The sequence below is a fragment of the Paramesorhizobium salinisoli genome (assembly GCF_003335045.1).
In the GTDB taxonomy this organism is placed as follows: domain Bacteria; phylum Pseudomonadota; class Alphaproteobacteria; order Rhizobiales; family Rhizobiaceae; genus Paramesorhizobium; species Paramesorhizobium salinisoli.
Map to the genome: position 1 here is coordinate 264,716 of NZ_QOZG01000002.1, position 26,092 is coordinate 290,807.

The following is a 26,092-nucleotide window of genomic DNA, read 5'->3' on the forward strand; positions in this document are numbered from 1 at the left end:
TCAGCCCGACCGGCTCATTTGCAGAGCGCGCCGCGTCCAGGACATATAGGATCGCTCCTGCGATTGACCCCCATGCCGCCTTCGCTTATCAGCCTTAAATCATTTCCGTGAAGCGCGGCCGCCGGTTCAGATAGGAAGAATAGCCGGCGGATCGTCAACAGCCCGTTTAGGAGCCACGTTCCGATGTCCAATCCAGTCCCTGCCAGACCCGATCTCGCCAGCCTTGAAACGATCATCGACAAGGCCTTTGAGGAGCGCGATGGCATTAATACACATACGCGTGGCGAAATACGTGATGCCGTCGAGCATGCGCTGACGGCGCTCGACCGCGGCGAGGCCCGTGTCGCAGAAAAAGGCGCGGACGGCAACTGGCATGTCCACCAGTGGCTCAAGAAGGCCGTGCTCCTCTCCTTCCGTCTCAATCCGATGGAGATTATCAAAGGCGGCCCGGGCCAGTCTGTGTGGTGGGACAAGGTTCCCTCTAAATTCGACGGCTGGAGCGCGCTTGAATTCGAGAAGGCGGGCTTTCGCGCCGTGCCCAATTGCATCGTGCGCCGCTCGGCCTATATCGCGCCCAGCGCCATCCTGATGCCATCCTTCGTCAATCTCGGCGCCTATGTCGGGGAAGGCACGATGGTCGATACCTGGGCCACGGTCGGCTCCTGCGCGCAGATCGGCAAGCATGTGCATCTCTCCGGTGGCGTCGGCATCGGCGGCGTTTTGGAACCGATGCAGGCCGGCCCAACGATCATCGAGGACAATTGCTTCATCGGCGCGCGCTCGGAAGTGGTCGAGGGCTGCATCGTGCGCGAAGGCGCTGTCCTCGGCATGGGCGTTTTCATCGGCAAATCGACCAAGATCGTCGATCGCGCCACGGGCGAAGTTTTCTATGGCGAGGTGCCCCCCTATTCCGTCGTCGTCGCGGGTACCATGCCCGGCAAGAACGTTCCCGGCGGAAACTGGGGCCCGAGCCTCTACTGCGCGGTGATCGTCAAGCGCGTCGACGAAAAGACGCGCTCCAAGACATCGATCAACGAATTGCTGCGGGATTGATTTAGCTCCCGCCAAAAAGAAAGCGGCGAAGCCGAGCTTCGCCGCTTTTCAGTACCCAGTCCCAAGACGGTGATCAGGCAGCCGGACTGGAGGACGGCGTGCCTACCGTCTCGGTTCCTTATTGGCCGTTGGCCGGAGATGCGTCACCGAAGCGATTGGCTGCGGGGTTGGTCGCATTGACCGTGGTCTCCGGAGCCTGCTTGTGGATGCTCGCGGTCGGGGTGTAGTCGACGCGGCTATCTACCGTCGGCGTATGGTCGTTGGCATAAAGGTCGGCCGGCGTGCCGACATTGGGGTTTTCTGCAAAAGCTGCACCGGCGCTGAGAGCGAGGGCGGCAGCGGCAAGAACGATCTTCTTCATTTTATTTTCCTTTCGCATCGCCCCATCGGATGGCGGGTCGCGCGCCCTGGAAAGGGCACGTCGCCCCGCCATCCTCCGGGGAGATCAGTGTGTTATATCGAGTGGATTACTGCTGGTTGGCAGGGGACGCATCGCCGAAGCGGTTTGCGGCCGGGTTCGTCTGATCGACGGTGGACTTGCTGATCGAAGCCGGAGCGGCATAATCGACCTTCTGTGCAGCGGCAGGCGTGCTGTCATTGGCATAGAGGTCGGCGGGCGTGCCGACAGTCGGGTTTTCAGCAAAGGCAGCGCCGGCGCTCAGAGCGAGGGCAGCAGCGGCAAGAGCAATCTTCTTCATATTCTAATCTCCTTGAACTTTCTCGGAGCGGCTGTTGTTTGGGAGGAAGCGCCGTTCCGATGAAGCTCAGATGGGAGACAATCGCTGGGAGTGCCAGTAACGAAATTGTTCAAACGCTCACGCGTTTGTGCGCTTGAAATCCTCAAGGCGGCTTACTAAAGGAAAAATTATACCTTTAATATCAACAAGTTAACGAATAATTCCGCTCTCACAGGTTTGTTACTCAGCTGCCATTGTTCCGATAGCCTGAACAGTGTGTTCTGATGGAGCGTTCAATAATCGAGAACAGAGTGGCTCGCTCAGGGCTTTAGGTGGCAGTGCCGCGCTTCATGCCGCATTTCCATGACAGCCCCATGACAGGCTGTCCTCTTTTCCCGATCCGCTAGTTCGATGCAATCTCGGTGGCGCGGCCTGATATCGCGACCCAGCGGCCGGAATGGTTCGGCGCCTGCATCTTCACATAGTGATAGCTTGTGCTTTCCACCGGCAGGACCTCATTGTGCAGATTGTCGAGGATGAAATCGCCCCGATCGGTCCTGACGGTGAGGACGATATGCGCCTCGCCCCTGTTACGAACCATGGTGATCAGCAATTGCGATGCGCTGAAGCCGGAGGCCAGCAACTTCGCCCGCTTCAGCAGCACGTAATCCTCGCAGTCGCCGACGCCTTTGGTCGGTATCGTCCAATAATCCCGCTTGCCGTAAACGTCCGCATCGGATTTCGGCTTGATTGCGGCGTTGACGGCCTGGTTGACCCGCTCGATCTTCTTCCAGCGTGCGTCAGTTAGCGTGACCGGCGGCAGGACACGGTGTGCGGTGCACTGGCGCGGGCTGCGCTGGCAGAACTCCATGTGTCCGTAAGGAATACTGGTCGCACCGCCGGCAGCAAGTCGCTGTGCCGCTTCGGCAACGCCCATTGATGCGGCGAGCATTGTCGCCATACACGCTACGACCGCATATTTGCGCATCGCTTATCCCCTCTTTCATTGTTAAACGTGGCCACGTTTTGCCGGGCTTCTTCGTCAATGTGCTGTTAACTAACGATGGCAGTAACAGTGTGGTCAAGTTAAATTTATATGTCAGTTTCATTGACATTATTTTCTACAACCCGGCCGCGAGGCCCCGGAGCGGCAATGATGGAACTGATAAAAATAGCTGATGCAGCCGTCTCGCGACTCCTGTAATGACAGTTGCACCATGACATTGCCTGTTGATCCCGTCGAAAATCTCGCCGCTCTCATCCGCTGTCCCTCGGTAACGCCAGCCGAAGGCGGGGCACAGACCGCGCTCGCCAATATGTTGAAACCTCTAGGTTTTTCCATTGATCGGCCAATCTTCTCGGAGGATGGCACGCCCGACATCGACAATCTCTATGCCAAGCTTCCGGGCGACGGGCGACATCTGATGTTCGCCGGCCATACCGACGTGGTGCCTCCGGGCGACGACAGCGCCTGGCGGCATCCGCCTTTCTCGGCAGCTATCGAAAACGGGGAAATCTACGGGCGCGGCGCCGTCGATATGAAAGGCGGCATTGCCTGTTTTGTCGCGGCCGTCGCCCGGCATGTGGGGGAAAACGGCCCGCTGAAGGGCAACATCTCCCTCCTTATCACCGGTGACGAGGAAGGGCCGGCCATTAACGGAACGGTGAAACTGCTCGAATGGGCCGGGGCCAAAGGCGAGCGCTGGGATGCCGCCATCGTCGGCGAACCCACCAATCCGGACCGGCTTGGCGACATGATCAAGATCGGACGGCGCGGCTCGGTATCCGGCACCCTTATCGTCCACGGCGTGCAGGGGCATGCCGCCTACCCGCATCTTGCCGAAAATCCGGTGCGCGGTCTCGTTACACTGATCGACGCGCTGCTATATCCGGTTCTGGACGAAGGCACCAAGGATTTCCAGCCCAGCAATCTTGAGGTCACCACCATCGATGTGGGCAATCCGGCGACCAATGTCATTCCGGCGAAGGCGACAGCAGCCTTCAACATCCGCTTCAACGACAGTTGGACCGGGGAGACTATCATGGCCGAGATCCATAACCGGCTCGACCACGCAGCGGCCCGCGATAAGCTGCGCCCCGGGCGCGAAACGCCGATCGCCTATGAATTGTTTTGGGGCGAGCGGCCGAGCCACGTCTTCCTGACGCGCGACGACAAGCTGATCGGCACACTCAGTACCTCGATCGAGGCCGTCACGGGCAGGAAGCCGCATCTTTCCACCTCCGGCGGCACATCGGACGCGCGCTTCATCAAGGATTATTGTCCTGTCGTGGAGTTCGGCCTGGTGGGGCGTACCATGCACATGGTTGATGAGCGTGCCTCATTGTCCGATCTGGAAATGCTGACCAGAATCTACCAACGCTTCCTAGCGGACTTCTTTGCGTGAGCCATTCCATGCCGACGCTCGACGATATCCATCGCTATCTCTACGGAAGCTGGCGGATGATGCGCGGAAAGCCGGACGGCCTCGTGCATCTCGACATATCGGCGGAGGGATTCTGGCAATCTTTCTATGCGATGCTGGTCGCGGTGCCGCCACTCTTCGCCAGTTGGGTCGTCTATGCGGCCGATCTTGCCCGGGGTGACGACGAGGCCGGATTGCGCTTCAGCATCGTGCTGCGTACCGCGATTGTCGACATGACCTCATGGGTGCTGCCGATCATCGTGATCGGCTTGCTCGCCCGGCGCATCGGCATCTCCCGGCGCTTCGCTCCCTATGTCATCGCCTCCAACTGGGGGACGGCGCTGATCGCCTGGCTGTTCGTCCCGGCGACGCTCATTCGGCTGTTCTTTCCGATCTCGGACGAAATCATGGCGCTGGTCTCGATCATGCTGTTCGGCTTGTCGATCGTCTTTTCCTACCGCCTGACGCAGGTGGCGCTGCAAAGGCCACATACGTTCGTCCTTCCCTTCTATGCCGTACTTTTTGTCGGATCGATCTTCATCACCATCACGCTCCAGCATCTGCTCGGCGTCGACTATCCCGGCCCGACGAACAGCACCTTATTGCGGCATTAAACCGTCCGGGTCTGGTCTGGCGAACGGCGCGCAGTAATCGACGCCGATGAGGTAAAGCCCGTAAGGCGGCGCGACCTGTCCGCAGGCACTGCGGTCGCGGGCTTCGAGTGCGCTAACCAGATCGTCCGCCGTCCAGCGGCCGACGCCAACCTCCATCAGGCTGCCGGCGAGCGAGCGTACCTGATTGTGCAGGAACGAGCGCGCCGAGGCGCGGATCTCCACATATTCACCGTTGCGGGTGACATCCAGCCGGTCGAGCGTCTTGACCGGGCTCTTCGCCTGGCACTGCGCGGCGCGGAAGGTGGTGAAATCATGCTTGCCGAGGAGCCGCTGTGCAGCCTCATGCATCGCCCCGGCATCGAGTGGCTTCGAAACCCACCAGGCGCGGTTGATCTCGACGGCGATGGGCGGGCGGCGATTGACGATGCGGTAGAGATAATGGCGCGCCGTGGCCGAGAACCGCGCGTCGAAACTGTCGGGCACACGCTCGACATTCAAGATGACGACGCGCTCGTCGGCAGCCACCAGATGGGCGTTCAGCGCATCGCGCACCTTGGCGGCGCCCCAATCCTTGGTCAGATCCGCATGCGCCACCTGCGCCAGCGCATGTACGCCGGCATCAGTGCGTCCGGCCGCGCCGAGCGCTATATTCTCGCCGCAGAACCTGGCGATCGCCTGCTCGATTGCCGCCTGCACCGTATGGCCGTTTTCCTGGCGCTGCCAGCCGGCGTAGGGTGTGCCATCATATTCAATCGTCAGCTTGTAGCGCGGCACTCAGAAAACCCGCGTCACGGGCGCACCGCGCAGGAAATCGGCAGAGCCAAGGGGCTTTCCCCCGGCCTTCTGCAGGAGCGTGAGCTTCACCGCGCCTTCGCCGCAGGCAATTGTCAGCCCGTCGCCGACAAGCGTTCCAGGCTGGTCCGGCTCGCCACCCGTCGCCAGCGTGGACTTCAACAGCTTGACGCGCTCCGTCTTGCCACCAATCTCCATCTCACACCATGCACCCGGGAAAGGCGACAGGCCGCGAATGCGGTTGTGAACGTCCTCTGCACGGCCCGCCCATTCGATGCGGGTTTCCGCCTTATCGATCTTGGCGGCATAGGTGACGCCTTCTTCCGGCTGAGGCTTGAGCGTGAGGCTATCGCGCTCGAGCGCGGCCAACGCCCGGACCATCAGGTCGGCACCGATCATGCTCAGGCGGTCATGCAACTCGCCCGAGGTCATGTCGGGTGTTATCGCCATTTTCTCGACCATGGCGACCGGCCCGGTATCGAGCCCCTCGTCCATCTTCATGATCATCATGCCGGTTTCGCGGTCGCCGGCCATGACTGCGCGCTGGATAGGAGCGGCACCGCGCCAGCGCGGAAGCAGAGAAGCGTGGCCATTATAGCAACCGAGCCTTGTGCCTTCGAGGATCGGGGGCGGCAACAGCAGCCCATAGGCGACCACGACCGCCACATCGGCGTCCAATGCGCGAAAAGCCTCCTGCTCCTCGGCGCTCTTCAGGCTTTTCGGGGTGCGCACTTCGAAGCCGAACTGCTCGGCCTGCTCATGCACCGGGGATTTCGTCAGTTCCAGCCCGCGGCGGCCCGCAGGGCGGGGTGGCTGCGAATAGACCGCAGCGATCTCGTGGCCCTGCCCGATCAGCGCTGTCAGCACCGGCACGGAGAATTCCGGAGTGCCCATGAAAATGAGGCGCAGCGACATGGGGCTAGACCGCGAGCTTGCTTGGCGGACGGTCCTTGGCCAGCTTCTTGAACTTCTTCACCACCATGTCGCGCTTGAGCTTGGAGATATAATCGATGAAGAGCACGCCGTTCAGATGGTCGATCTCGTGCTGCAGGCAGGTGGCCATCAGCCCCTCGGCAGCGATTTCGTGCGCCTTGCCTTCGCGGTCGAGATAGCTCACGCGGACACTCGCAGGACGTTCCACTTCCGCGTAATAATCGGGGATCGACAGGCAGCCTTCCTCATAGACGCTGCGCTCGTCGGAGAACGAGAGTATCTGCGGATTGATGAATATCTGCGGCGCCTTTTCCTCATCCTCCTTCGACAGGTCGATGACGAGCATGCGCAGGGGCTCGCCCACCTGAATGGCGGCAAGGCCGATGCCCGGGGCGTCATACATCGTCTCCAGCATGTCGTCGGCAAAAGCGCGCAACTGGTCGTCGATGCGCTCCACCGGCTTCGACACCTGGCGCAGGATGGGATCGGGAAGGATGACAAGCGGCTTTATAGACATGGTTTTCACCTAATCGCTCGGATGGCGGGCGTCAATAAGCCTCGCGGCAGGAATGGCAAAAATGTTCCTGTTTCGATCTCACATTGGGCCTGCGAATCGGATAGGTTTGCGCCATGGACACGACCAATCTCCTTGCCGCGCCACTGTTTCAGCTTGGCGTACATGTGATTTCCGTCGGCGGAGTGCTGCTTCTCGGCCTCGGCGTCGTCGTGTTTTTCGCACTGTTCTTTCTCATGGCGGCTTGGCGTTCGGCACGCTCGCGCGCCGTCGCCGAGGTGCAGGCGGCGGAGCGCGCCCGTGATGCGGAAATACGGATGGCGGAAATCCTCAAGAGCCAGGCCGAAATGCAGGGCCGGATGCAGACCATGGCCGAGGTTTTCGGCTCCAGGCAGGCCGAGCTCAACCAGTCGATCCGCGAGCGCCTCGACGGCATGACCAGCCGCATTGGCCAGACCATGACCGAGCAGAGCAAATCGACGCACGAGAACCTCGCCAAGCTGCAGGAGCGGCTGGCGGTGATCGACACGGCGCAGAACAACATCCAGGCGCTGGCCGGCCAGGTGGTGCAGTTGCAGGCGATCCTTGCCAACAAGCAGACGCGCGGCGCCTTCGGTCAATCGCGCATGGAGGCGATCATCGCCGACGGCCTGCCGCTGGGCGCCTATGAATTCCAAGCGACGCTTTCCAACGGAAACCGGCCGGACTGCGTGGTGCGCATGCCGAACGGCATGCCCTCGCTCGTGGTCGACGCCAAGTTTCCGCTCGAAGCCTGGAGCGCTATCCGCGATGCGGAAGCGCCCGAGGAGAAGAAGCTCGCCATCGCCCAGTTCCGCCGGGATATCGAGGTGCATATCCGCGACATCTCGGTGAAATATCTGATCCAAGGCGAGACGCAGGAGACGGCCTTCCTGTTCGTGCCGTCGGAATCGATCTTCGCCGAGATCCACGAGAATTTCGAAGGGCTGGTGCAGAAGGCGCACCGTTCCCGCATCGTCATCGTCTCGCCCTCACTGTTGATGCTGTCGATCCAGGTGATCCAGGCCGTGCTGAAGGATGCGAGGATGCGCGAGCAGGCGCATCTGATTCAGGGCGAGGTGATTCGGCTGATGGAGGACGTCTCCCGCCTAGACGAGCGCGTGCGCAAATTGCAGGGCCATTTCATGCAGGCCAACAAGGATATCGACGACATTCTCGTCTCGTCGAACAAGGTGACCAGGCGCGGCGAGAAGATCGAGGCGCTGGAATTCGGCGAGAAGCCGGAAGAGAATGCACCGCGCCCACCGGCCAAGACCGCTGATAGCACGGCCAGCGCGACAACCGGACAATTGCGGTTGCGCGTCGTCGAGGACGAGTAGACCTCAAGCAGGAACTGGCTGGCCTCGCGCGGCTTTATTTTTCCGCTTTGTAACCGTCGGAATGGCCGAGATCGCGCTCCGGCCAGACGATATTGCGCACAAGCTGCTTCAGGATTTTCGCCTCGGGAAAGCCGCCGTCGCGCTTGCGCTCCCAGATCAATTCGTCGCCGACGCGGATCTCGAAGATTCCGCCTGTACCGGGGATGAGCGCCACTTCGCCGATATCCTGGCCAAAGGTGGAAAGCAGTTCCTGCGCCATCCAGGCGGCGCGCAGGAGCCAGTTGCACTGGGTGCAATAAATGATGGTGATGCGTGGTTTCTCGGTCATGCGCCATCTGTTATCATATCGCGCGCGCAATGGAAGAGAGTCAACCACGCAGGCTTTCCGCGTCTGGTCATTGGGCTATCGCCCAACTATTGCGCCATCTGCTCTTCCTGCTCCTGCGTCAGGGGCTTGATGCTATCCGGCAAGCGCAACGGTAGGTCTTGGTCGACCGGAGCAGCAGGACGCGGCACGGGCGAAGCACAAGCCATGAGGAGAACCGGCAGAAGCAAGAGGAAAAAGCGAGCGGGCATCGGACTCCTAGGCCGGAACAACGCCACCTCACAACGAGGGGCGGCGTTTGTCCTCAATTATCCCCCATCTTCAACGCCTGGATAAACGCCTCCTGCGGGATCTCCACCTTGCCGAACTGGCGCATCTTCTTCTTGCCTTCCTTCTGCTTTTCCAGAAGCTTGCGCTTGCGGGAGACGTCGCCGCCGTAGCATTTGGCGGTCACGTCCTTGCGCAGCGCCGAGATGGTTTCTCGGGCGACGATGCGGCCGCCGATGGCAGCCTGGATGGGGATCTTGAACATGTGCTGCGGGATCAGCTCCTTCAGCTTTTCGCAGAGCACGCGGCCGCGCTTTTCCGCCGCCGTGCGGTGGACCAGCATGGAGAGCGCGTCGACCGGCTCGTCATTGACGAGGATCGACAGTTTGACCAGATCGCCTTCGCGATAATCCGACAGATTGTAGTCGAAGGAGGCATAGCCCTTGGAGATCGATTTCAGCCTGTCGTAGAAATCGAACACCACCTCGTTGAGCGGCAGCTCATAGGTGACCATGGCGCGCGGGCCGACATAGGAGAGATCGACCTGGATGCCGCGACGCTCCTGGCAGAGCTTGAGGATCGAGCCCAGGTAGTCATCCGGCGTCATGATGGTGGCGCGGATCCACGGCTCCTCGATGGCGGCGATCTTGACCACGTCGGGCATGTCGGCCGGATTGTGCAGTTCCTTCACCGAACCGTCGTTCATCCTCATGCGGTAGACGACGGAGGGCGCGGTGGCGATGAGGTCGAGGTTGAACTCGCGCTCCAGCCGCTCCTGGATGATTTCCAGATGCAAGAGGCCCAGGAAGCCGCAGCGGAAGCCGAAGCCCAGCGCGGCGGAGGTTTCCATTTCAAACGAGAACGAGGCGTCGTTCAGGCGCAGCCGGCCCATGGCGGCGCGCAGATCCTCGAAATCGGCGGCATCGACGGGGAAAAGGCCGCAGAACACCACCGGCTGCGCCGGCTTGAAGCCCGGCAGCATGGATGTTGTCGGCCGGCGGTCCTCGGTGATGGTGTCGCCGACGCGGGTGTCGGCCACTTCCTTGATCGAGGCCGTGATGAAGCCGAGCTCGCCGGGGCCGAGCTCATCGACCTGCAGCATCTTCGGCGTGAAGACGCCGGTGCGCTCGACCGGATATTTGGCCTCGGTGCCCATCATGCGAATGGTCTGGCCCCTCTTGAGCACGCCGTCGATGACGCGCACCAGCACGATGACGCCGAGATAGGCGTCATACCAGCTATCGACCAGCATGGCCTTCAAGGGCGCGTTGCGGTCGCCCTCGCGCGGCGGCGGCAGCTTGTTGACGATGGCTTCCAGCACATCGGGGATGCCGAGGCCTGTCTTGGCCGAAATCATCACCGCCTCGGAGGCATCAATGCCGATGACATCCTCGATCTGCTCCTGGACGCGCTCCGGCTCGGCGGCGGGCAGATCGACCTTGTTGAGGACCACGACGATCTCATGGTTGTTATCGATGGCCTGATAGACATTGGCCAGCGTCTGCGCCTCGACGCCCTGGCTGGCATCGACCACCAGCAGCGAGCCTTCGCAGGCGGCTAGCGAGCGGGACACCTCATAGGCGAAATCGACGTGGCCGGGCGTATCCATCAGGTTCAGCACATAGTCCTCGCCGTTCTTCGCCTTGTAGTGCAGGCGGACGGTCTGGGCCTTGATGGTGATGCCGCGCTCGCGCTCGATATCCATCGAGTCGAGCACCTGCTCCTTCATGTCGCGCAACTCCAGCCCGCCGGTCAACTGGATCAGGCGGTCGGCAAGCGTGGATTTCCCGTGGTCGATATGGGCGACGATGGAGAAATTGCGAATATGGTCCAATGGTGTGCTCATGCGCGCGATTTAGCAGGCGGAGGCGAAAAGGCAAAGAGGTAATGCGCCAGAAGATGGGGGAACGGGGCGGCAAAAGCGCCCGTTTCACGCCTGCATCGTCATGCCCCCTTTGCGCCCGCGCAAAAACCCATTACATCAGCGCCAGACTTTGTTTGCCGCATGATCTATCCGAAGTCCGCAACTCTTCTGGATCATGCTACCCAGGAATTGCAGGAGATCGCCATGGCCGTCGAGAAAACGGGTATTCTCAACAAACCGAAGCTGGTCACCGTCTTCGGCGGTTCGGGCTTCGTCGGCCGCCATGTGGTGGCGGCGCTGGCGCAGCGCGGATACCGGGTACGCGTCGCCGTGCGCCGGCCGACGCTCGCCCCCTATCTCCAGCCGCTCGGCAATATGGGCCAGATCCAGGCCGTACAGGCAAATTTGCGCTACCGCTGGTCGATCGACCGCGCAGTCGCGGGCGCCGATCACGTGATCAACCTGGTCGGCATCCTCGCCCAAGGCGGAAGCCAGCGTTTCGACGCGGTGCAGGCCGCCGGCGCGCGCGCAGTCGCGGAAGCAGCACGAGCGGCGGGCATTCCCCTCACCCACATGTCGGCCATCGGCGCAGATCCGCATTCGGCTTCCGCCTATGCCCGCACCAAGGCGGAGGGCGAAAAGGCCGTGCACGAGACGCTGCCGGAAGCCGTCATCATACGCCCGTCGATCATCTTCGGGCCCGAGGACGGCTTTTTCAACAAATTCGCCAACATGGCGCGCTTCTCGCCATTCCTGCCGCTGATCGGCGGCGGCGAGACCAAATTCCAGCCGGTCTATGTCGGCGACGTGGCGGAAACCATCGCGCGCTCGGTGGACGGCACGCTCGAACGCGGCAAGACCTATGAGATCGGCGGCCCAGAAGTGATGAGCTTCCGCCGCTGCATGGAGGAGATGCTCGAGGTGGTCGACCGCAAGCGCGTGTTTATCCCGATCCCCTGGTCGGTGGCGCGGCTTATCGGCTCGGTCGCGGGGCTTCTGCCGAAGCCGGTCATCACCAGCGATCAGGTGACGCAATTGCAGCACGACAACGTGGTTTCGGATAAGGCTGCGAGCGAAGGCCGTACGCTCGAAGGCATTGGCATCCGCCCAACGGGGACCGATGCCATACTGCCTTCCTATCTCTGGCGTTTCCGCGAACAGGGGCAGTTCACGAAGAAGGGCATGGCCTGAACGCAGGTCCGGAAGATCAACGAATAAAGGGGCCTCACGGCCCCTTTTTATTGTTTCACCCCCAGATGAGGAGCGCCGCCATGCCGGCCGCGCCGACGATCAGCCGCCACCAGGCGAAAAGCGCGAAGCCGTGGCGCGCGACGTAATCGAGGAGATAGCGCACGACAAAGACGCCGGCGAGAAAGGCCATGATGAAGCCCACGAAGATGATCGTCGCGTCATCGAAGCTCAATATGTCGCGGTTCTTGTAGAGATCGTAGGCGAAGGCGCCGGCCATGGTGGGCATGGCGAGGAAGAAAGAAAATTCCGCCGCCGAGCGCTTGTCGGTGCCCATCAAAAGCGCGCCGACGATGGTTGCGCCCGAGCGCGACGTGCCGGGGATCATCGCAAGGCACTGGAAGAAGCCGATCTTCAGGCAGAGCGACAGCGGATAGTCCATCACGTCGTGATAGCGCGGCTTGAGATCGAGGCGGTCGACATAGAGAAGGACGAAGCCGCCGAGGATCAGCATGATGCAGACAAGCATCGGCGTCTCGAACAGCACCGTCTTGATGAAATTATGCGCGAAGGCGCCGATGACGGCGGCGGGCAGGAAGGCGAGCAGGATGCCGAAGACGAAGCGCCTGGTGCGCGGATCGTGCGGCAGGCTGACCAGCATCTTCCACAGGCGGCCGAAATAGACGCTGAGGATGGCGAGAATAGCGCCGAGCTGGATCAACACCTCGAAGGTCTTTCCCGTCGAATGAAACCCGAGGAAATGGCCCGCCAGCAGCAGATGTCCCGTCGAGGAAACGGGGATGAATTCGGTCAAGCCTTCGAGCAGGCCCAGGATCAGGGCATCGAAGAGGGTCTTTATATCCATGCAGGGAAACTTTCGCTGACAAGGGTTGTTAATGGGGTTGCCAATGGGGTGGCTTGGGATTGCCATTGGAATGTGGCAGAACAGGACCATCAGGGATCGCTTGTTTCACGCGCCCGTTACCCCTATAGGTTTGGCCAACAGGGACTGGCCGGGAATCAGACAGCGGAAGAAATACGCCGCCGACCGATGAAATGCCAGCCCGGCTTGAATACCGGAGCATGAGAACCGCGGAAAGACCGCGATCCTGCTCCAGGTTTGTGTAACGCTCCAGCTCGAAAGACCCATCGCGCTCGACCATGCTGACGCTTTTTCATCATCCCATGTCCAGCGGCTCGCGCTATGCGCGGCTGATCCTCAACGAATACGGCGTCGATGCCGAACTGATCGATGAAAAACCATGGGCACGGCGCAAGGAATTCCTGGCGCTCAATCCGGCCGGCACGCTGCCGGTGCTGCTCGCGGAGAATGACGTGCCTGTCGTCGGGCCGACGGTGATCGCCGAATATCTCGACGAGACGCGCGGCGCGCTGAAGCGCAGCCGCCGGCTCCTGCCGGAAAGCCCGATCGAGCGCGCCGAAGTGCGCCGCCTGGTCGACTGGTTCCTTGGCAAACTCGACAATGAGGTGACGCGGCATATCGCGCGCGAACGCGTTTTCAAGCTGCAGATGGCGGCGGAATCGGGCGGCAGTTCGCCGGATTCGACGGCAATCCGCGCCGCGCGCGCCAATATCCGCCAGCATATGAAATATCTCGATTATCTCGCGGCGACGCGCGACTGGCTGGCGGGCACACAGCCCAGCTATGCCGACATGGCGGCGGCGGCAGCCATATCCATTCTCGATTATCTCGGCGAGATCGAATGGCCAGATCACCCGGCGGCGCGCGACTGGTACACGCGCATGAAATCGCGCCCGTCCTTCCGCCCGCTCCTCACGGACCGCATACGCGGGCTCTCCCCGGTCGCACATTATGGCGACCTCGATTTCTGAAGCCCAGGCGGCAAGGCTGAAGCGCTTCCTCGCCGAGGAGGCGAAAGCCGAAGGCTTCGACATCATGGCCGTCACCACGCCGGATGCCATTCCGCAAGCCGGCGCGCGGCTTCGGCAATATCTGGCCAGCGGCCATCACGGAACCATGCAATGGCTGGAGGAAACCCTGGAGCGGCGCGCCGACCCGCGCGTGCTGTGGCCGGAGGTGCGCTCCGTCATCATGCTGGCAATGAACTACGGGCCGGAAAGCGACCCGCTGCCGGTGCTCGCACGCAGGGATCGCGCCGCCATTTCCGTCTATGCGCAGAACCGCGACTATCACGACATCATCAAGGGCAAGCTGAAGCAGATCGCCAGCCGCTTTGCCGCGCGGGCGGGGAGCGATGTCAAGGTCTTCGTCGATACCGCGCCCGTCATGGAAAAGCCGCTGGCCGAAGCCGCGGGAATAGGCTGGCAGGGCAAGCACACCAATCTGGTGAGCCGCAGCCATGGCTCGTGGCTGTTTCTCGGCTCGATCTTCACCACCGCTGAAATCGCGCCCGACAGGCCGGAAACGGACCATTGCGGCTCCTGCCGGGCATGTCTCGACATCTGCCCGACCAGCGCCTTTCCCGCGCCATACCAGCTCGATGCGCGACGCTGCATCTCCTATCTCACCATCGAGCACAAGGGGCCGATCGCGCCGGAATTCCGCAAGGCGATGGGCAATCGCATCTATGGCTGCGACGACTGCCTTGCAGTCTGCCCTTGGAACAAGTTTGCCGAAGCAGCGCATGAAACCAAGCTCAAGGCACGCGACGACCTGAAGGCGCCTCGGCTAGAGACGCTTCTTGCATTGGACGACACGGCTTTCCGCGCGCTCTTTTCCGGCTCGCCGGTGAAAAGGATCGGGCGCGACCGGTTCCTGCGCAATGTGTTGATCGCCGCCGGCAATTCCGGCGATGCCGGCTTGCTCCCACATGTAGAGCGGCTCCTGGGCGATCCCTCACCGGTGGTGCGCGGCGCCGCCATCTGGGCGCTCAGCCAATTATCCGAGCCGCGAATTTTCGGAGAATGGCGCAAAAAACTGACGGCTTCAGAAAGGGATGTTACGGTTATTGACGAATGGCGGATGGCCGATTGCATAATTTCTTAAACCGGGATCGTGGGCCCAATGGGACGCAGCGCGCTCTAACAGAAAAAATGGGGGAAGAGGGGTAGAATGCATATATTCATCTTCGGCGCGGGCTATAGCGGACAAGCTTTCGCACGCGAAATGGGCGAGACAGCCGAGGGGATCGCCGGCACGACGCGGACCGCGGACAATTTCACCGCTCTCCAGCGGGCGGGTATCGCGCCCTTCCTCTTCGATGGCACGTCGGCTCCCGCCGAGATTGTCGAAGAACTGAGCCGCACTACGCATCTCGTCGTTTCCATCTCACCCGCCAAGACGGGCGATCCGGTTCTGCTGCATTTCGGCAACCTGCTGCGGGACGCGGCCCCGGCGCTCGAATGGATCGGCTATCTCTCGACCGTCGGCGTCTATGGCGACCATGGCGGCGAATGGGTGAGCGAGGACACGCCGCCCAGGCCGGTTTCGGCGCGCTCCATCGAACGCCTTGCGGCAGAACGAAGCTGGCAGGAACTCGCCAGCGCCCATAGCGTGCCGCTGGCGATCCTGCGGCTTTCCGGCATTTACGGGCCGGGACGCAATGCTTTCATCAATCTTGAGAACGGCACGGCGCGGCGGCTCATCAAGCCGGGGCAGATGTTCAACCGTATCCATGTCGACGACATCGCGGGAAGCCTGGCGCTTCTCGCCTCGCGCAGCGCCGAAGGCATCTACAACATCACCGACGACGAGCCCGCGCCACCGCAGGATGTGGTGACCTGCGCGGCGGAGATGATGGGCGTCGAGCCGCCGCCGGAAGTGACGTTCGAGACGGCTGAGCTTTCGCCGATGGCTCGCTCCTTCTACAGCGAGAACAAGCGGGTTTCGAACGCCGCGATCAAGAAGCTCGGCTATCGCTTCCGCCATCCGGGCTACCGGCAGGGCCTGACCTCGCTGTGGCGGGAGGGCAACTGGAAAGGCTGATATCATAGCTTTGCCACGGTTCAACCGGTGCGAAGCATTGCCGCAAGAGCTCCGCGCCATCATAATGCCATCAAAATTGCGACAGATTCGCGCCGTTCTTTTCAATACCAGCAATTTTCGGGGTCATATTCGCGACCAAACGGGGAAATCGCCGATGTCTGCAAAACTCCTCACCCGCATCGGGTTTGCCGCCCTTCTCTCGGCGGGAACGGCGTTGGAGATGATCGACGGAAGCGATGCTCTCGCCGCCGACCAGCCGGCGAAGCAAGCATTCGGCAGCCAGAAGCTACCGGCCGTGGCCCCGCCGCAATCGGTCGGGTTCTATTCCAAGGGCTGCCTTGCCGGCGGCGTGGCCATTCCCGTGGACGGGCCGACCTGGCAGGTAATGCGCCTGTCGCGCAACCGGCGCTGGGGCCATCCACGCATGATCGCGCTCCTCGAAAAGCTGTCTCGCGAAGCGGCGCAGGACGGCTGGCCCGGCCTGCTCGTCGGCGACATCTCGCAGCCGCGCGGCGGGCCGATGCTGACGGGTCATGCTTCGCACCAGGTCGGCCTGGATGCCGATATCTGGCTGACGCCCATGCCGAAGCGGCGGTTCACCGACGAGGAACGCGAGAAAGTCAGCGCGGTCTCGATGCTGAAAGGTGATTCGCTCTATGTCGATCCCAATATCTGGACGCCTTCCCGCGCAGCGCTCCTGAAACGGGCGGCGGGCTATCCGGAAGTAGAGCGCATCTTCGTCCACCCCGGCATCAAGAAGAAACTCTGCGATACCGTCACCGGCGATCGCAGCTGGATGGCAAAAATTCGTCCTTATTGGGGACATCACTATCATTTCCACATCCGCATGTCGTGTCAGCCCGGCTCGCCCGGCTGCAAGCCCCAGGAGCCTATCGACAGGAATGATGACGGCTGCGGCAAGCCTCTCGCCTGGTGGTTCACCGACGAGCCGTGGAAGCCGGCCAAGCCCTCCACCCCGCCAAAGCCCGTGAAACCAAGAAAGCCGATGATGCTGTCGGATCTGCCCCCGACCTGCGCGCGCATATTGGACGAACCGGGACCCGCTTCCATCGCGGATGTGACGTTTGGTCTCGGCACGGTCGGCAACGCGGTAGCCACGACCCCGAATGCAGCTCCGGAGGCGCTTCCGGCTTCACAGGCGGTCCCGGCGGCGGCTTTTGCCCCACCGGCGCCTGCCCCGAGCGTTCCGTTGCCGGTTCCCCGGCCGCGGAACTGACTGTAAAATTGGATGCACAGGCAGCGTGCTCAAGGGCAAAGGGGCGATCAGCCCTTTTCAAAAGGGGATGGTTTCGCTATAGGCTTCAATCGATTTAGCCCTGTTCCGGATATGGATTTCTCGTGTCGAAGCCATTACGCCTAGCGTTGATCGCGCATGACCAGAAGAAGGACGACATGGTCGCCTTCGTCCGCGCCCATGAAAGCCGGCTCGTGGGATGGGAGATCGTTTCCACCGGGACGACCGGTGGGCTCGTGCAGGATGCCTGTCCGTCTCTCATAGTGAAGCGGGTCAAAAGCGGACCGCTCGGCGGCGACCAGCAGATCGGCGCGATGATCGCCGAGGGCGAGGTCCAGGCGATGATCTTCTTCATCGATCCGCTGTCACCCATGCCGCACGATGTAGACGTCAAGGCGCTGACGCGGCTCGGCAGCGTCTACGACATACCGATGGCGCTGAACCGCGCCACGGCGGAAATGCTGGTGGAGAAGCTGACAGGTACGAAATAGACCAAGCGCAACAAGACCCGGGGCGAGGCAACATCCGGCAAAAGCAAAATGGCCGAAGCGAAACGGAAAAATGACAATGATCTCGAGCATCGATACCGACAGCATCCTGCGTTTCCCGGTCCTCGTCGGTGACATTGGCGGCACCAATGCGCGGTTCGCCATCCTCGTCGATTCCTATGCCGAGCCGAAACAATTCCCGATCCTTCAGACGGCGGATTTCGCCACCATCGATGAAGCGATCCAGAGCGCCGTGCTCGATCATACCTCGATCCAGCCGCGCTCGGCGGTGCTGGCCATTGCCGGGCCGGTGGACGGCGACGAGATCGACTTGACCAACTGCCCGTGGGTGGTGAAGCCCAAGCAGATGATGCAGACGCTGGGTCTCGAAGACATCACCGTCCTCAATGATTTCGAGGCGCAGGCGCTGGCCGTCGCCTCGCTTGAGAGCGAATATCTGGAAAAGATCGGCGGCGGCACGGGCGAGCCGAACGGCAGTCGCGTCGTGCTCGGCCCCGGCACGGGCCTCGGCGTGGCGGGTCTGATTCGTACCCGCCAGACCTGGGTGCCGGTTCCCGGCGAGGGCGGCCATGTCGATTTCGGCCCGCGGACGACACGCGATTTCGAGATCTTCCCGCATATCGAGCGCATCAACGGGCGCATCTCCGCCGAACAGCTTCTGTGCGGACGGGGCTTGCAGAACATCTACCGCGCCGTGTGCACGGCAAACGGCGTTACGCCTGATCTCCTATCGCCCGCCGAAATCACCGGCGCGGCACTCGACGGCTCGTCCAAGGAGGCCAGCGAGACGCTGCAGCTCTTCGTCGTCTATCTCGGGCGGCTCGCGGGCGATTTCGCCCTTACCTTCATCGCGCATGGAGGGATCTATCTGGCCGGCGGCATCGTCCAGCGCATCATACCGGCGCTGAAGGACGCATCGTTCCGCGCGGCCTTCGAGGACAAGGCGCCGCACGAGGACATCATGAAGACCATCCCGATCTATGTCATCACCCATCCGTTGGCGGCGCTGAGCGGGCTTTCGGCCTATGCCCGCACGCCATCGCGCTTCGGCGTGCCGACCGAGGGACGGCGCTGGCGCAAGGGCGCGTGAGCGAAGCGACCGGATTTTCCGGCAGGCATAGGCAAAACGGCGCAATGGGGCTATAGGGGCGGTCGGGAACGCGAGACGTTTACCGTCGAAGCCAATATCGGCCAATATTCGGGACTATCCTGACCGTGAGCAGAGCCAAGAAGAAGATCGATCCCGCGGAGGCGACAGGCGTCATCCGGCGCATGATGTTAGAGAATGCCCGGGAATATAAGAAGAGCTATATCGTAGCGATCGTGGCGTTGCTGATTGTCGGCGCGTCGAATGCCGCGCTTGCCTATCTTATGAAGCCGATGATCGATAAGATCTTCTACGAACAACAGCTCGGCCTGATATGGGTCATCTGCGGCGCCATCATGGGCGTTTTCATCTTGCGCGGGCTCTCCAGCTATGTGCAAGCAGTCGAACTGGCTAAAATCGGCAACAATCTGGTGGCGCGCTACCAAAAGCGCATCTTCGACCATCTGATGAAGCTGGGGCTCGATTTCTACAACGACATGCGCTCCGGCCACCTCGCGGCCCAGATCAATCAGAATGTTTTTGGCATTCGCGACCTTCTCAACATGACGATCACCTCGATAGCCCGCGACGCGATCTCGCTGGTCGCCCTTGTCGCGACGATGATCTACATGGACCCGATTCTATCAGCCGCGATCTTCCTAATCGGGCCGCCGCTCATTCTGGCGGTTGCCTATATTTCGCGCCGCATCCGCACGGTGACGCGTGAAGTCGTGCATCTCAATTCCCATCTTCTGGGCGCAATGCAGGAATCCGTGCAAGGCGTCGCCATCGTCAAGGCTTTCACCATGGAGGACCAGCTGCGCGCCAAGATTGGCAGGCTGATCGATCAGGCCGAAGGCCGCAGCAACAAGATCGCCAAGGTTTCCGAGCGCATAACGCCCCTCTCCGAAATTCTCGCCGGCTTCGCTGTTGCGGGTGTTCTCGCCTATGGCGGCTATCGCGCCATCTTGAACCAGCAGCCGCCCGGCGCGATGTTTGCCTTCATCACCGCGCTGCTGCTCGCCTACGATCCCGCCCGCCGCCTTGCGCGCCTGCAGGTCGGGCTGGAGCGCGCGCTGGTCAACGCCCGCATGATCTATGAGATCCTCGATACCGAGCCGAAGCAGAGCGATGTGCCGGGCGCGGTACCAATCCATATCGAAAAGGGCGAGATCCGCTTCGAGGACGTCTATTTCTCCTATTCGGATGTGGCGCCCGTCCTGCATGGTGTCAGCTTCGTCGCCGCACCGGGCAAGACGACGGCGATCATCGGCGCTTCCGGCGCCGGCAAATCGACGCTGATCGCGCTGGTGCAGCGCTTCTACGATATCGAGAAAGGGCGCATCCTCATCGACGGGCAGGATATCGCCGGGGTGACCAACCAGTCGCTGCGCCATTCCATCGCCTATGTCTCGCAGCAGCCCTATCTCTTCGAGGGGAGTATCGCCGACAACATCCGCTATGGGCGGCCCGACGCGACGATGGAGGAGATCATCGCCGCGGCGAAGCTCGCCCATGCGCATGATTTCATCCTGCAGCAGCCGCAGGGATACGATACGCCGGTCGGCGAGAACGGCGTGACGCTTTCCGGCGGACAGCGCCAGCGCCTCTCGATTGCCCGCGCCATCGTGCGCAACGCGCCGATCCTGCTGCTCGACGAGGCGACGTCGGCGCTCGACAATGAATCGGAAAAGCGCGTGCAGCAGGCGCTCGACGGCATCATGCAGGGCCGCACCACCATCGTCATCGCCCATCGCCTGTCGACCATCGTCAATGCCGACCATATCGTCGTGATGGAGGCCGGGCGCGTCGTCGAGGAAGGCCGCCATGAAACGCTGATGGCCGATCCCCACAGCATTTATGCCCGCTTCCACAAGTTGCAGGGCGGCGCGGACTGGCAGGTGCTGGACGATATGGGCGAAACAGGCGAAAAGGTTCCGGAAGTCCGGAAGACAGCGACGAAACGGGTGCGTGGAAAAGCGGGAAGCAAGGCATGAGCGAGGCGGAAGTTTTTTCACCCGGGGATGACGTTTCCTCATCCGGGGATATGGGTCTGGTGGTTGTCGGCGCAGGCGGGCGCATGGGCCAGACGCTGATCCGCGCCATCCACGACATCGACGGGGTGCGGCTTGCCGGCGCGATCGGGCGTCCCGGTTCGCCGCATATCGGCCGTGACGCGGGCGAAGTCGCCGGCGTCGGCCTTCTCGGTGTCAGCATCACCGACGATCCGTTGCCGGTCTTCGCCGCCGCCGAAGGCGTGCTCGATTTCACCACGCCGGCCGCGACCGTCGAATTCGCCATGCTTTCGGCGCAGGCGCGCATAGTCCATGTCATCGGCACCACCGGCTGCTCGGAGGCCGACGACGAAAAGATTCGCGCCGCGGCCCGCCATGCGGTTATCGTCAAGTCGGGCAATATGAGCTTCGGCGTCAATCTTCTCGCCGTCCTGGTGGAAAAGGCGGCGAAGGCGCTCGGCCCCGACGATTTCGATATCGAGATCCTGGAAATGCACCACAAGCACAAGGTCGACGCGCCTTCGGGAACGGCGCTCCTCCTCGGCGAGGCGGCGGCTGAAGGGCGCGGCATCGACCTGGCCTCGCAGAGCGTGCGGGGCCGCGACGGTCATACGGGTGCGCGCGAAAACGGCACGATCGGCTTTGCCACCCTGCGCGGCGGGTCGGTCATTGGCGACCACTCGGTCATACTGGCCGGCACGGGCGAGCGCATCACGCTTTCGCATCATGCCGAGGACCGAACGATCTTTGCGCGCGGCGCGGTCAAGGCGGCGCTCTGGGCGCGTGGGCGCAAGCCCGGCCTTTACTCGATGCGTGACGTTCTCGGCCTCAACGAATAATCCCTCCCCTGCCCTTCAATCATGGAGCATATGCGATGTCCCGCACTCTCGTCCTCGTCCGCCACGGCCAGAGCGAATGGAATCTGAAGAACCTTTTCACGGGATGGCGTGATCCGGGCCTGACCGAGCTCGGCCACGCGGAAGCCAAGGACGCAGGCCAGCGGCTGAAGGCGGCGGGGCTTAAATTCGACATCGCGTTCACCTCGCTTCTGTCGCGCGCACAGGTCACCTGCCAGCACATCCTCGACGAGGTGGGCCAGCCGGATCTCGAGACCATCCGCGACCAGGCGCTGAACGAGCGCGACTATGGCGAGCTCGCCGGCCTCAACAAGGACGATGCGCGGGCGAAATGGGGCAAGGAGCAGGTGCATATCTGGCGCCGCTCCTATGACGTGCCGCCGCCCGGCGGCGAGAGCCTGCGCGACACCGGCGCCCGCGTCTGGCCCTATTACATGCACGACGTGCAACCGCATGTGCTGCGCGGCGAGACGGTGCTAATCGCCGCCCACGGCAATTCGCTGCGCGCGCTGATCATGGCGCTGGAAGGGCTTTCGGGCGAGGAAATCCTGGAGCGCGAAGTGGGCACCGGCGTGCCGATCATCTATAAGCTCAACGCCGATTCCACCATCGCCTCGAAAGAGGTGCTGCAGGGATAAGCAGTGTTGGGGGCGGCGCTCGAACGGGTTCTTTTAGCCGCATGATCTTAATCCGAAAAGTCTGCCAACTTTTCGGGATCATGCTTTGGATAAAAGCCGGATAATATTATCCGAACCCGATTGACAGAGCGCCGCCCGCCCCTTACATGGGACCCCGTTGCCCAGATGGCGGAATTGGTAGACGCGCCAGCTTCAGGTGCTGGTACTCGAAAGGGTGTGGAGGTTCGAGTCCTCTTCTGGGCACCATTTGGTTTTTGACTTGGTCAATAGCCGGTCGGAAGAATATAAAAAATCCCGCTTTCGTGGGACTTTCTTTCAGCCCTTACACGATCCTTGATCGATTCCGCATCTACAACCTTGACGGAACCTTCCCCCGCACAAAGAGTTCTCCCGAGCTGATTTCAGCGACCGAGGGGCTTCATGTCATTCGATTTTTTCTCAGCCGATTTCTTCACCTTCGTTCTCATCGGATTTTGCGCGCAGATGATCGACGGGGCGCTGGGCATGGCGTTTGGGGTGTTGTCGACGACAAGCCTTCTCGCCGTCGGAGTGCCGCCGGCGACGGCGAGTGCGATGACGCATGTGGCGGAGGTGTTCACGACTGCGGCCTCCGGCATCTCCCACGCCTATCATCGCAATGTAAACTGGCATTTCGTCGCGCGGCTGGCGCCAGCCGGGATCGCGGGCGGCATCATCGGGGCCTATCTCCTGACGCAGATCGACGGCAAGGCGATCGAACCGCTGGTTTCGGCCTATCTGATGGCCATCGGGCTCTATATCCTGTTCAAGGCCTTCCGGCCGCTCTGGCCGCGCGACGTGCGCGACTGGATCATTCCCTATGTGGGCTTCGGCGGTGGCATCCTCGATGCGGCGGGGGGCGGAGGGTGGGGGCCGATCGTGACCACCTCGCTGATCGGGCGCGGCCATGATCTGAAAAAGGTGATCGGCTCCACCAATTTGACCGAATTCCTTGTGACGCTGTCGATCTCCATCACCTTTATCACGATGCTCGGATGGTCACAGTTGGACGCCGCCATCGGGCTGATCGTCGGTGGCGTTATCGCGGCACCTTTCGGAGCCTATGTGGTCAGCCGTGTTCCGGTTCGCCCGCTGATGATCGCAGTGGCGATCGTCATTATCGCGACATCGGCCATCCGGATATTCTAGGGCGGGGTCACTATTGAAGGCACGGCGCTTCACCCGTCGGGCTGGGATTAATCCGCGCGCTCCGCGGTCAAGCTTGCACCAACCGGCCGGAAACGACTATTCTGGCGGCATATCGTAAAATCCGCGGATGGCGAAAAGGGAAGCGTTGGTGCCAAGAAAGCTGAAGGACGGAAAGCTCTCCGCAAGCATTCTGACGGCCATTCGCAACAGGCCCGGCCATAGGCCGCTTACCGCCAACACGCGAAGCGGCGACATCGTCATCGCCTCCTACAATGTGCATAAATGCGTCGGCGTCGACAAGCAGTTCGACCCAGAGCGCACCGCGCGCGTCATCACCGAGATCGATGCGGATGTGATCGCCATCCAGGAGGCGGACAAGCGCTTCGGCCGCCGCTCGGGCCTGCTCGACCTCGACTGGCTTGAACGGACCAGCGGGCTCGTGCCGGTGCCGATCAACGCCATGTCGCCGACCGGCCATGGCTGGCACGGCAATCTCATCCTGTCGCGCAAGGGGACAGTGCGCAACGTCAGCCAGCTCAAGCTGCCGGGCGTCGAGCCGCGCGGCGCGCTGGTGGTCGATATCGATTTCGCCGTCGGGCAATTGCGCATCATCGCGGCGCATTTCGGCCTTCTCAGGCGCTCGCGCGAGCAGCAGGCGGAGGCCATCATGGCCGCCTTCGAGGCGGAGGAAATGCTGCCGACGCTGCTCATCGGCGATCTCAACGAATGGCGCGTCGGCAAGCGCTCGTCGCTCGCCTCGCTGCTGCCGATCTTCGATCCCTCCTCCGGCGCGGTACCGAGCTTTCCCTCGCGCTTTCCGGTGCTGGCGCTCGACCGGGTGCTCGGCCATCCGCATGATCTGGTCACGGCGGTCGAGGTACATGACACGCCGCTTGCCCGCGTCGCCTCCGATCATCTGCCGATCAAGGCGCATATCGATCTGGGGTCGTTTATGTCCAGGACCGGCCCGCTCACAGATAGGGCGACCCAAGCCATATAACCCGCTCCAGCAGGCGCCTCGGGAACGGGCGGGCGCGCAGTTCCTTGAGGATGACCGGCTTCGCGCCTTCCATCGCGGCAAGGATGCGCGCATCGACCTCAGCGGCAAAACCCCTGTCGAACACCTCGACATCCACCTCGAAATTCAGCCGCAGGGAACGCGGATCGAGGTTCGACGAGCCGACATAGGCCCAGGCGCCGTCGATCACCATCAGCTTGGAATGATTGAAATGACCGGCAGCCCGCCAGATGCGGCAGCCATCCTTCAGGATTTGGTCGAACTGCGCCGTCATGGCATGGTCGACCAGCGTCAGATTGTTGAGGCCCGGCACCAGGATGTCGACGGCCACGCCACGCCGCGCGGCGGTGACCAAGGCGCTGATCAGTTCGCGATCGGGCAGGAAATAAGGCGACATGATGCGGATGTAATCCTTGGCGACGGAGAAGGCGCCCATCATCATGCGGTGATTGCTTTCAAGGCTCTTGTCCGGTCCGGAAGGCACCACCCGGGCGAAAACACCGGTGCCGGGATCGGCTTCGGGCGAGACGACCGCCCAGGGCACGCCGCCCAGCAACTCGCCGGTGGCGAAGCGCCAGTCCTCGAGCGCGGTGTGGAAAAGATCGGCGACGATCGGGCCGGTGACGCGGAAATGCGTATCGCCGGCAGCGCTCGCGCCGACAATCTTCGAATCGAAGCCGGCCCTGATGTTCATGCCGCCGGTAAAAGCCACGCCGCCATCGATGACGAGGATCTTGCGGTGAGTGCGCAAATTGGCATAGGGCAGCCGCAGGCCCATGATGATATTGCCGTTGAAGACATCGACCGGGACCCCGCCCTTCTGGAGATAGCCGACGATGCTCGGGATCGAATAGCGCGCGCCGACGGCATCGATCAGCACGCGGACCTCGATCCCGCGCCGAACGGCCGCCACCAGCGCATCGGCGAAGCGGATGCCGATGGTATCCTTGTCGAAGATGTAGGTTTCGAGAAGGATGCTGCGCTTGGCGTCGTTGATGGCGGCGAGCATGGCGGCATAGGCCGCATCGCCGGTTTCCAGCATGTCTATGCTGTTGCCGGAGGTAAGCTTGCAGCGGCTGACGCGATCGCCCAATATCTTCATGGCAGCGAAGGCGCCGCCGAAATCATTCTCCACGATATCGGCTGGCACGTCATATTCGGCCAGGTGATGGCGCTCGACAGCAGACATTCCGGCGCGCTGCATGCTCAGCGTCGACCGGCGGATGAGGTTGATGCCCGCGACCGCATAGATCAGCGTGCCGATGAGCGGCGACAGCACGATGACGCCGACCCAGCCGATGGCCGAGCGAACCTCTTCCTTGGTCATCGTCGCATGTATGGCGGCGGCCGTGCCCATGACGACGGAGATGACCGCGAGGATCTGTGCCCAATGGGTGGAAATTGTTTCAAGCATGACAGCCTGACTTTATCCGCGAAATCAATGGCTTTGGAAAGGGGATGGAAAATCGGAAGCGGTATTCGGCTAACGGGATATCAATCTGGGAATTCGCTTCTTTAGAGCACTGCAAGCCAGTCTACGCAACAGACGGCACTCTAGTATCCAGGGAAATCGCATGTATACTATAAGTATTGTTGCGCTTCTTCAGGAG

At 61.9% G+C, this 26,092-nt stretch carries 26 protein-coding genes and 1 tRNA gene; 17 read left to right on the forward strand and 10 right to left on the reverse strand.

All coding sequences use genetic code 11. The features are described from left to right. Nucleotides 1–183: 183 nt before the first annotated feature. Nucleotides 184–1,053: a 2,3,4,5-tetrahydropyridine-2,6-dicarboxylate N-succinyltransferase gene (gene dapD, locus DUT91_RS04830; protein WP_114439238.1), complete on the forward strand. Its 870-nt coding sequence runs from the start codon at nt 184–186 to the stop codon at nt 1,051–1,053. A 118-nt stretch (nt 1,054–1,171) separates the two neighbouring features. On the opposite strand, the gene DUT91_RS04835 is transcribed toward dapD, so the two are convergent. The 3 genes from DUT91_RS04835 to DUT91_RS04845 form a co-directional block, all read right to left on the reverse strand. Next, nucleotides 1,172–1,414: a hypothetical protein gene (locus tag DUT91_RS04835; RefSeq protein ID WP_114439239.1), complete on the reverse strand. Its 243-nt coding sequence runs from the start codon at nt 1,412–1,414 to the stop codon at nt 1,172–1,174. Nucleotides 1,415–1,520: 106 nt separating this feature from the next. After that, on the reverse strand, nt 1,521–1,751 hold the full coding sequence (locus tag DUT91_RS04840; RefSeq protein WP_114439240.1) for a hypothetical protein: 231 nt from the start codon (nt 1,749–1,751) through the stop codon (nt 1,521–1,523). 382 nt (nt 1,752–2,133) lie between these two features. Next, nucleotides 2,134–2,718 (reverse strand): transglutaminase-like cysteine peptidase, encoded by a 585-nt coding sequence (locus DUT91_RS04845; protein ID WP_114439241.1) that lies wholly within the window; start codon nt 2,716–2,718, stop codon nt 2,134–2,136. 229 nt (nt 2,719–2,947) lie between these two features. Here DUT91_RS04845 and dapE point away from each other — a divergent pair, with 229 nt between their 5' ends. Further along, the gene (gene dapE, locus DUT91_RS04850; protein ID WP_114439242.1) at nt 2,948–4,135 is read left to right on the forward strand and encodes a succinyl-diaminopimelate desuccinylase; all 1,188 of its coding nucleotides are present in this window, start codon (nt 2,948–2,950) and stop codon (nt 4,133–4,135) included. 8 nt (nt 4,136–4,143) lie between these two features. Next, on the forward strand, nt 4,144–4,767 hold the full coding sequence (locus tag DUT91_RS04855; protein WP_114439243.1) for a hypothetical protein: 624 nt from the start codon (nt 4,144–4,146) through the stop codon (nt 4,765–4,767). Here the strand turns inward: DUT91_RS04855 and truA are convergent. From truA to def, 3 genes are read right to left on the reverse strand one after another with little or no spacing between them, the layout of a single operon-like run. After that, nucleotides 4,753–5,541, reverse strand: a complete 789-nt coding sequence (truA, locus tag DUT91_RS04860) for a tRNA pseudouridine(38-40) synthase TruA (RefSeq protein ID WP_114439244.1) — start codon at nt 5,539–5,541, stop codon at nt 4,753–4,755. The two genes, DUT91_RS04855 and truA, sit on opposite strands and share 15 nt — an antisense overlap. Continuing rightward, nucleotides 5,542–6,468, reverse strand: a complete 927-nt coding sequence (gene fmt / locus DUT91_RS04865; protein WP_114439640.1) for a methionyl-tRNA formyltransferase — start codon at nt 6,466–6,468, stop codon at nt 5,542–5,544. Nucleotides 6,469–6,478: 10 nt separating this feature from the next. Further along, a complete protein-coding gene (gene def, locus DUT91_RS04870; RefSeq protein WP_114439245.1) occupies nt 6,479–7,009 on the reverse strand; it encodes a peptide deformylase in 531 nt (176 codons plus the stop codon). 113 nt (nt 7,010–7,122) lie between these two features. Here def and DUT91_RS04875 point away from each other — a divergent pair, with 113 nt between their 5' ends. Further along, nucleotides 7,123–8,364 (forward strand): DNA recombination protein RmuC, encoded by a 1,242-nt coding sequence (locus DUT91_RS04875; protein WP_114439246.1) that lies wholly within the window; start codon nt 7,123–7,125, stop codon nt 8,362–8,364. Between the two features lie 34 nt (nt 8,365–8,398). Here DUT91_RS04875 and DUT91_RS04880 read toward each other — a convergent pair whose 3' ends face one another. Together DUT91_RS04880 and lepA are read right to left on the reverse strand one after the other, a co-directional pair. Continuing rightward, entirely contained in the window at nt 8,399–8,692 is a 294-nt protein-coding gene (locus DUT91_RS04880; RefSeq protein ID WP_114439247.1) for an Rdx family protein, read from the reverse strand. A 301-nt stretch (nt 8,693–8,993) separates the two neighbouring features. Then, a complete protein-coding gene (lepA, locus tag DUT91_RS04885; protein ID WP_114439248.1) occupies nt 8,994–10,802 on the reverse strand; it encodes a translation elongation factor 4 in 1,809 nt (602 codons plus the stop codon). 222 nt (nt 10,803–11,024) lie between these two features. Here lepA and DUT91_RS04890 point away from each other — a divergent pair, with 222 nt between their 5' ends. After that, entirely contained in the window at nt 11,025–12,011 is a 987-nt protein-coding gene (locus DUT91_RS04890; protein WP_114439641.1) for a complex I NDUFA9 subunit family protein, read from the forward strand. Between the two features lie 55 nt (nt 12,012–12,066). Here the strand turns inward: DUT91_RS04890 and DUT91_RS04895 are convergent, their stop codons facing one another. Beyond that, nucleotides 12,067–12,873, reverse strand: a complete 807-nt coding sequence (locus DUT91_RS04895; protein WP_114439249.1) for an undecaprenyl-diphosphate phosphatase — start codon at nt 12,871–12,873, stop codon at nt 12,067–12,069. 296 nt (nt 12,874–13,169) lie between these two features. Here DUT91_RS04895 and DUT91_RS04900 point away from each other — a divergent pair, with 296 nt between their 5' ends. The 12 genes from DUT91_RS04900 (at nt 13,170) to DUT91_RS04955 (ending at nt 24,464) form a co-directional block, all read left to right on the forward strand. Next, the gene (locus DUT91_RS04900) at nt 13,170–13,862 is read left to right on the forward strand and encodes a glutathione S-transferase family protein (protein ID WP_114439250.1); all 693 of its coding nucleotides are present in this window, start codon (nt 13,170–13,172) and stop codon (nt 13,860–13,862) included. Further along, the gene (gene queG, locus DUT91_RS04905; RefSeq protein WP_114439251.1) at nt 13,843–14,997 is read left to right on the forward strand and encodes a tRNA epoxyqueuosine(34) reductase QueG; all 1,155 of its coding nucleotides are present in this window, start codon (nt 13,843–13,845) and stop codon (nt 14,995–14,997) included. The genes DUT91_RS04900 and queG overlap by 20 nt, the downstream gene beginning before the upstream one ends. A gap of 66 nt (nt 14,998–15,063) precedes the next feature. Next, entirely contained in the window at nt 15,064–15,936 is an 873-nt protein-coding gene (locus tag DUT91_RS04910; protein WP_114439252.1) for an SDR family oxidoreductase, read from the forward strand. Between the two features lie 220 nt (nt 15,937–16,156). Then, a complete protein-coding gene (mepA, locus tag DUT91_RS04915) occupies nt 16,157–17,173 on the forward strand; it encodes a penicillin-insensitive murein endopeptidase (protein ID WP_245419596.1) in 1,017 nt (338 codons plus the stop codon). 122 nt (nt 17,174–17,295) lie between these two features. Further along, nucleotides 17,296–17,682, forward strand: a complete 387-nt coding sequence (locus DUT91_RS04920) for a methylglyoxal synthase (RefSeq protein WP_114439254.1) — start codon at nt 17,296–17,298, stop codon at nt 17,680–17,682. A gap of 76 nt (nt 17,683–17,758) precedes the next feature. After that, on the forward strand, nt 17,759–18,790 hold the full coding sequence (locus tag DUT91_RS04925) for a glucokinase (protein WP_114439255.1): 1,032 nt from the start codon (nt 17,759–17,761) through the stop codon (nt 18,788–18,790). 182 nt (nt 18,791–18,972) lie between these two features. Beyond that, nucleotides 18,973–20,784: an ABC transporter ATP-binding protein gene (locus DUT91_RS04930; protein ID WP_114439642.1), complete on the forward strand. Its 1,812-nt coding sequence runs from the start codon at nt 18,973–18,975 to the stop codon at nt 20,782–20,784. Continuing rightward, on the forward strand, nt 20,781–21,641 hold the full coding sequence (gene dapB, locus DUT91_RS04935; protein ID WP_114439256.1) for a 4-hydroxy-tetrahydrodipicolinate reductase: 861 nt from the start codon (nt 20,781–20,783) through the stop codon (nt 21,639–21,641). The genes DUT91_RS04930 and dapB overlap by 4 nt, the downstream gene beginning before the upstream one ends. Before the next feature lie 35 nt (nt 21,642–21,676). Beyond that, nucleotides 21,677–22,297: a 2,3-bisphosphoglycerate-dependent phosphoglycerate mutase gene (locus tag DUT91_RS04940; RefSeq protein WP_114439257.1), complete on the forward strand. Its 621-nt coding sequence runs from the start codon at nt 21,677–21,679 to the stop codon at nt 22,295–22,297. 159 nt (nt 22,298–22,456) lie between these two features. Beyond that, nucleotides 22,457–22,543: transfer RNA gene (locus DUT91_RS04945), tRNA-Leu, on the forward strand. Between the two features lie 174 nt (nt 22,544–22,717). Further along, nucleotides 22,718–23,464 (forward strand): sulfite exporter TauE/SafE family protein, encoded by a 747-nt coding sequence (locus tag DUT91_RS04950; RefSeq protein WP_114439258.1) that lies wholly within the window; start codon nt 22,718–22,720, stop codon nt 23,462–23,464. A gap of 148 nt (nt 23,465–23,612) precedes the next feature. Beyond that, nucleotides 23,613–24,464 (forward strand): endonuclease/exonuclease/phosphatase family protein, encoded by an 852-nt coding sequence (locus tag DUT91_RS04955; protein WP_200834902.1) that lies wholly within the window; start codon nt 23,613–23,615, stop codon nt 24,462–24,464. Here DUT91_RS04955 and DUT91_RS04960 read toward each other — a convergent pair. Then, nucleotides 24,436–25,896, reverse strand: coding sequence for a phospholipase D-like domain-containing protein (locus DUT91_RS04960; protein WP_114439260.1), 1,461 nt, complete (start codon nt 25,894–25,896; stop codon nt 24,436–24,438). The two genes, DUT91_RS04955 and DUT91_RS04960, sit on opposite strands and share 29 nt — an antisense overlap. Nucleotides 25,897–26,092 lie beyond the last annotated feature (196 nt).

Bases quoted from the DNA above. Each gene is read 5' to 3' on its own strand.
- dapD (WP_114439238.1), top strand. From the start codon at position 184: ATGTCCAATCCAGTCCCTGCCAGACCCGATCTCGCCAGCCTTGAAACG.
- DUT91_RS04835 (WP_114439239.1), bottom strand. From the start codon at position 1,414: ATGAAGAAGATCGTTCTTGCCGCTGCCGCCCTCGCTCTCAGCGCCGGT.
- DUT91_RS04840 (WP_114439240.1), bottom strand. From the start codon at position 1,751: ATGAAGAAGATTGCTCTTGCCGCTGCTGCCCTCGCTCTGAGCGCCGGC.
- DUT91_RS04845 (WP_114439241.1), bottom strand. From the start codon at position 2,718: ATGCGCAAATATGCGGTCGTAGCGTGTATGGCGACAATGCTCGCCGCA.
- dapE (WP_114439242.1), top strand. From the start codon at position 2,948: ATGACATTGCCTGTTGATCCCGTCGAAAATCTCGCCGCTCTCATCCGC.
- DUT91_RS04855 (WP_114439243.1), top strand. From the start codon at position 4,144: ATGCCGACGCTCGACGATATCCATCGCTATCTCTACGGAAGCTGGCGG.
- def (WP_114439245.1), bottom strand. From the start codon at position 7,009: ATGTCTATAAAGCCGCTTGTCATCCTTCCCGATCCCATCCTGCGCCAG.
- DUT91_RS04875 (WP_114439246.1), top strand. From the start codon at position 7,123: ATGGACACGACCAATCTCCTTGCCGCGCCACTGTTTCAGCTTGGCGTA.
- DUT91_RS04880 (WP_114439247.1), bottom strand. From the start codon at position 8,692: ATGACCGAGAAACCACGCATCACCATCATTTATTGCACCCAGTGCAAC.
- lepA (WP_114439248.1), bottom strand. From the start codon at position 10,802: ATGAGCACACCATTGGACCATATTCGCAATTTCTCCATCGTCGCCCAT.
- DUT91_RS04890 (WP_114439641.1), top strand. From the start codon at position 11,025: ATGGCCGTCGAGAAAACGGGTATTCTCAACAAACCGAAGCTGGTCACC.
- DUT91_RS04895 (WP_114439249.1), bottom strand. From the start codon at position 12,873: ATGGATATAAAGACCCTCTTCGATGCCCTGATCCTGGGCCTGCTCGAA.
- DUT91_RS04900 (WP_114439250.1), top strand. From the start codon at position 13,170: ATGCTGACGCTTTTTCATCATCCCATGTCCAGCGGCTCGCGCTATGCG.
- queG (WP_114439251.1), top strand. From the start codon at position 13,843: ATGGCGACCTCGATTTCTGAAGCCCAGGCGGCAAGGCTGAAGCGCTTC.
- DUT91_RS04910 (WP_114439252.1), top strand. From the start codon at position 15,064: ATGCATATATTCATCTTCGGCGCGGGCTATAGCGGACAAGCTTTCGCA.
- mepA (WP_245419596.1), top strand. From the start codon at position 16,157: ATGATCGACGGAAGCGATGCTCTCGCCGCCGACCAGCCGGCGAAGCAA.
- DUT91_RS04925 (WP_114439255.1), top strand. From the start codon at position 17,759: ATGATCTCGAGCATCGATACCGACAGCATCCTGCGTTTCCCGGTCCTC.
- DUT91_RS04930 (WP_114439642.1), top strand. From the start codon at position 18,973: ATGATGTTAGAGAATGCCCGGGAATATAAGAAGAGCTATATCGTAGCG.
- dapB (WP_114439256.1), top strand. From the start codon at position 20,781: ATGAGCGAGGCGGAAGTTTTTTCACCCGGGGATGACGTTTCCTCATCC.
- DUT91_RS04940 (WP_114439257.1), top strand. From the start codon at position 21,677: ATGTCCCGCACTCTCGTCCTCGTCCGCCACGGCCAGAGCGAATGGAAT.
- DUT91_RS04950 (WP_114439258.1), top strand. From the start codon at position 22,718: ATGTCATTCGATTTTTTCTCAGCCGATTTCTTCACCTTCGTTCTCATC.
- DUT91_RS04960 (WP_114439260.1), bottom strand. From the start codon at position 25,896: ATGCTTGAAACAATTTCCACCCATTGGGCACAGATCCTCGCGGTCATC.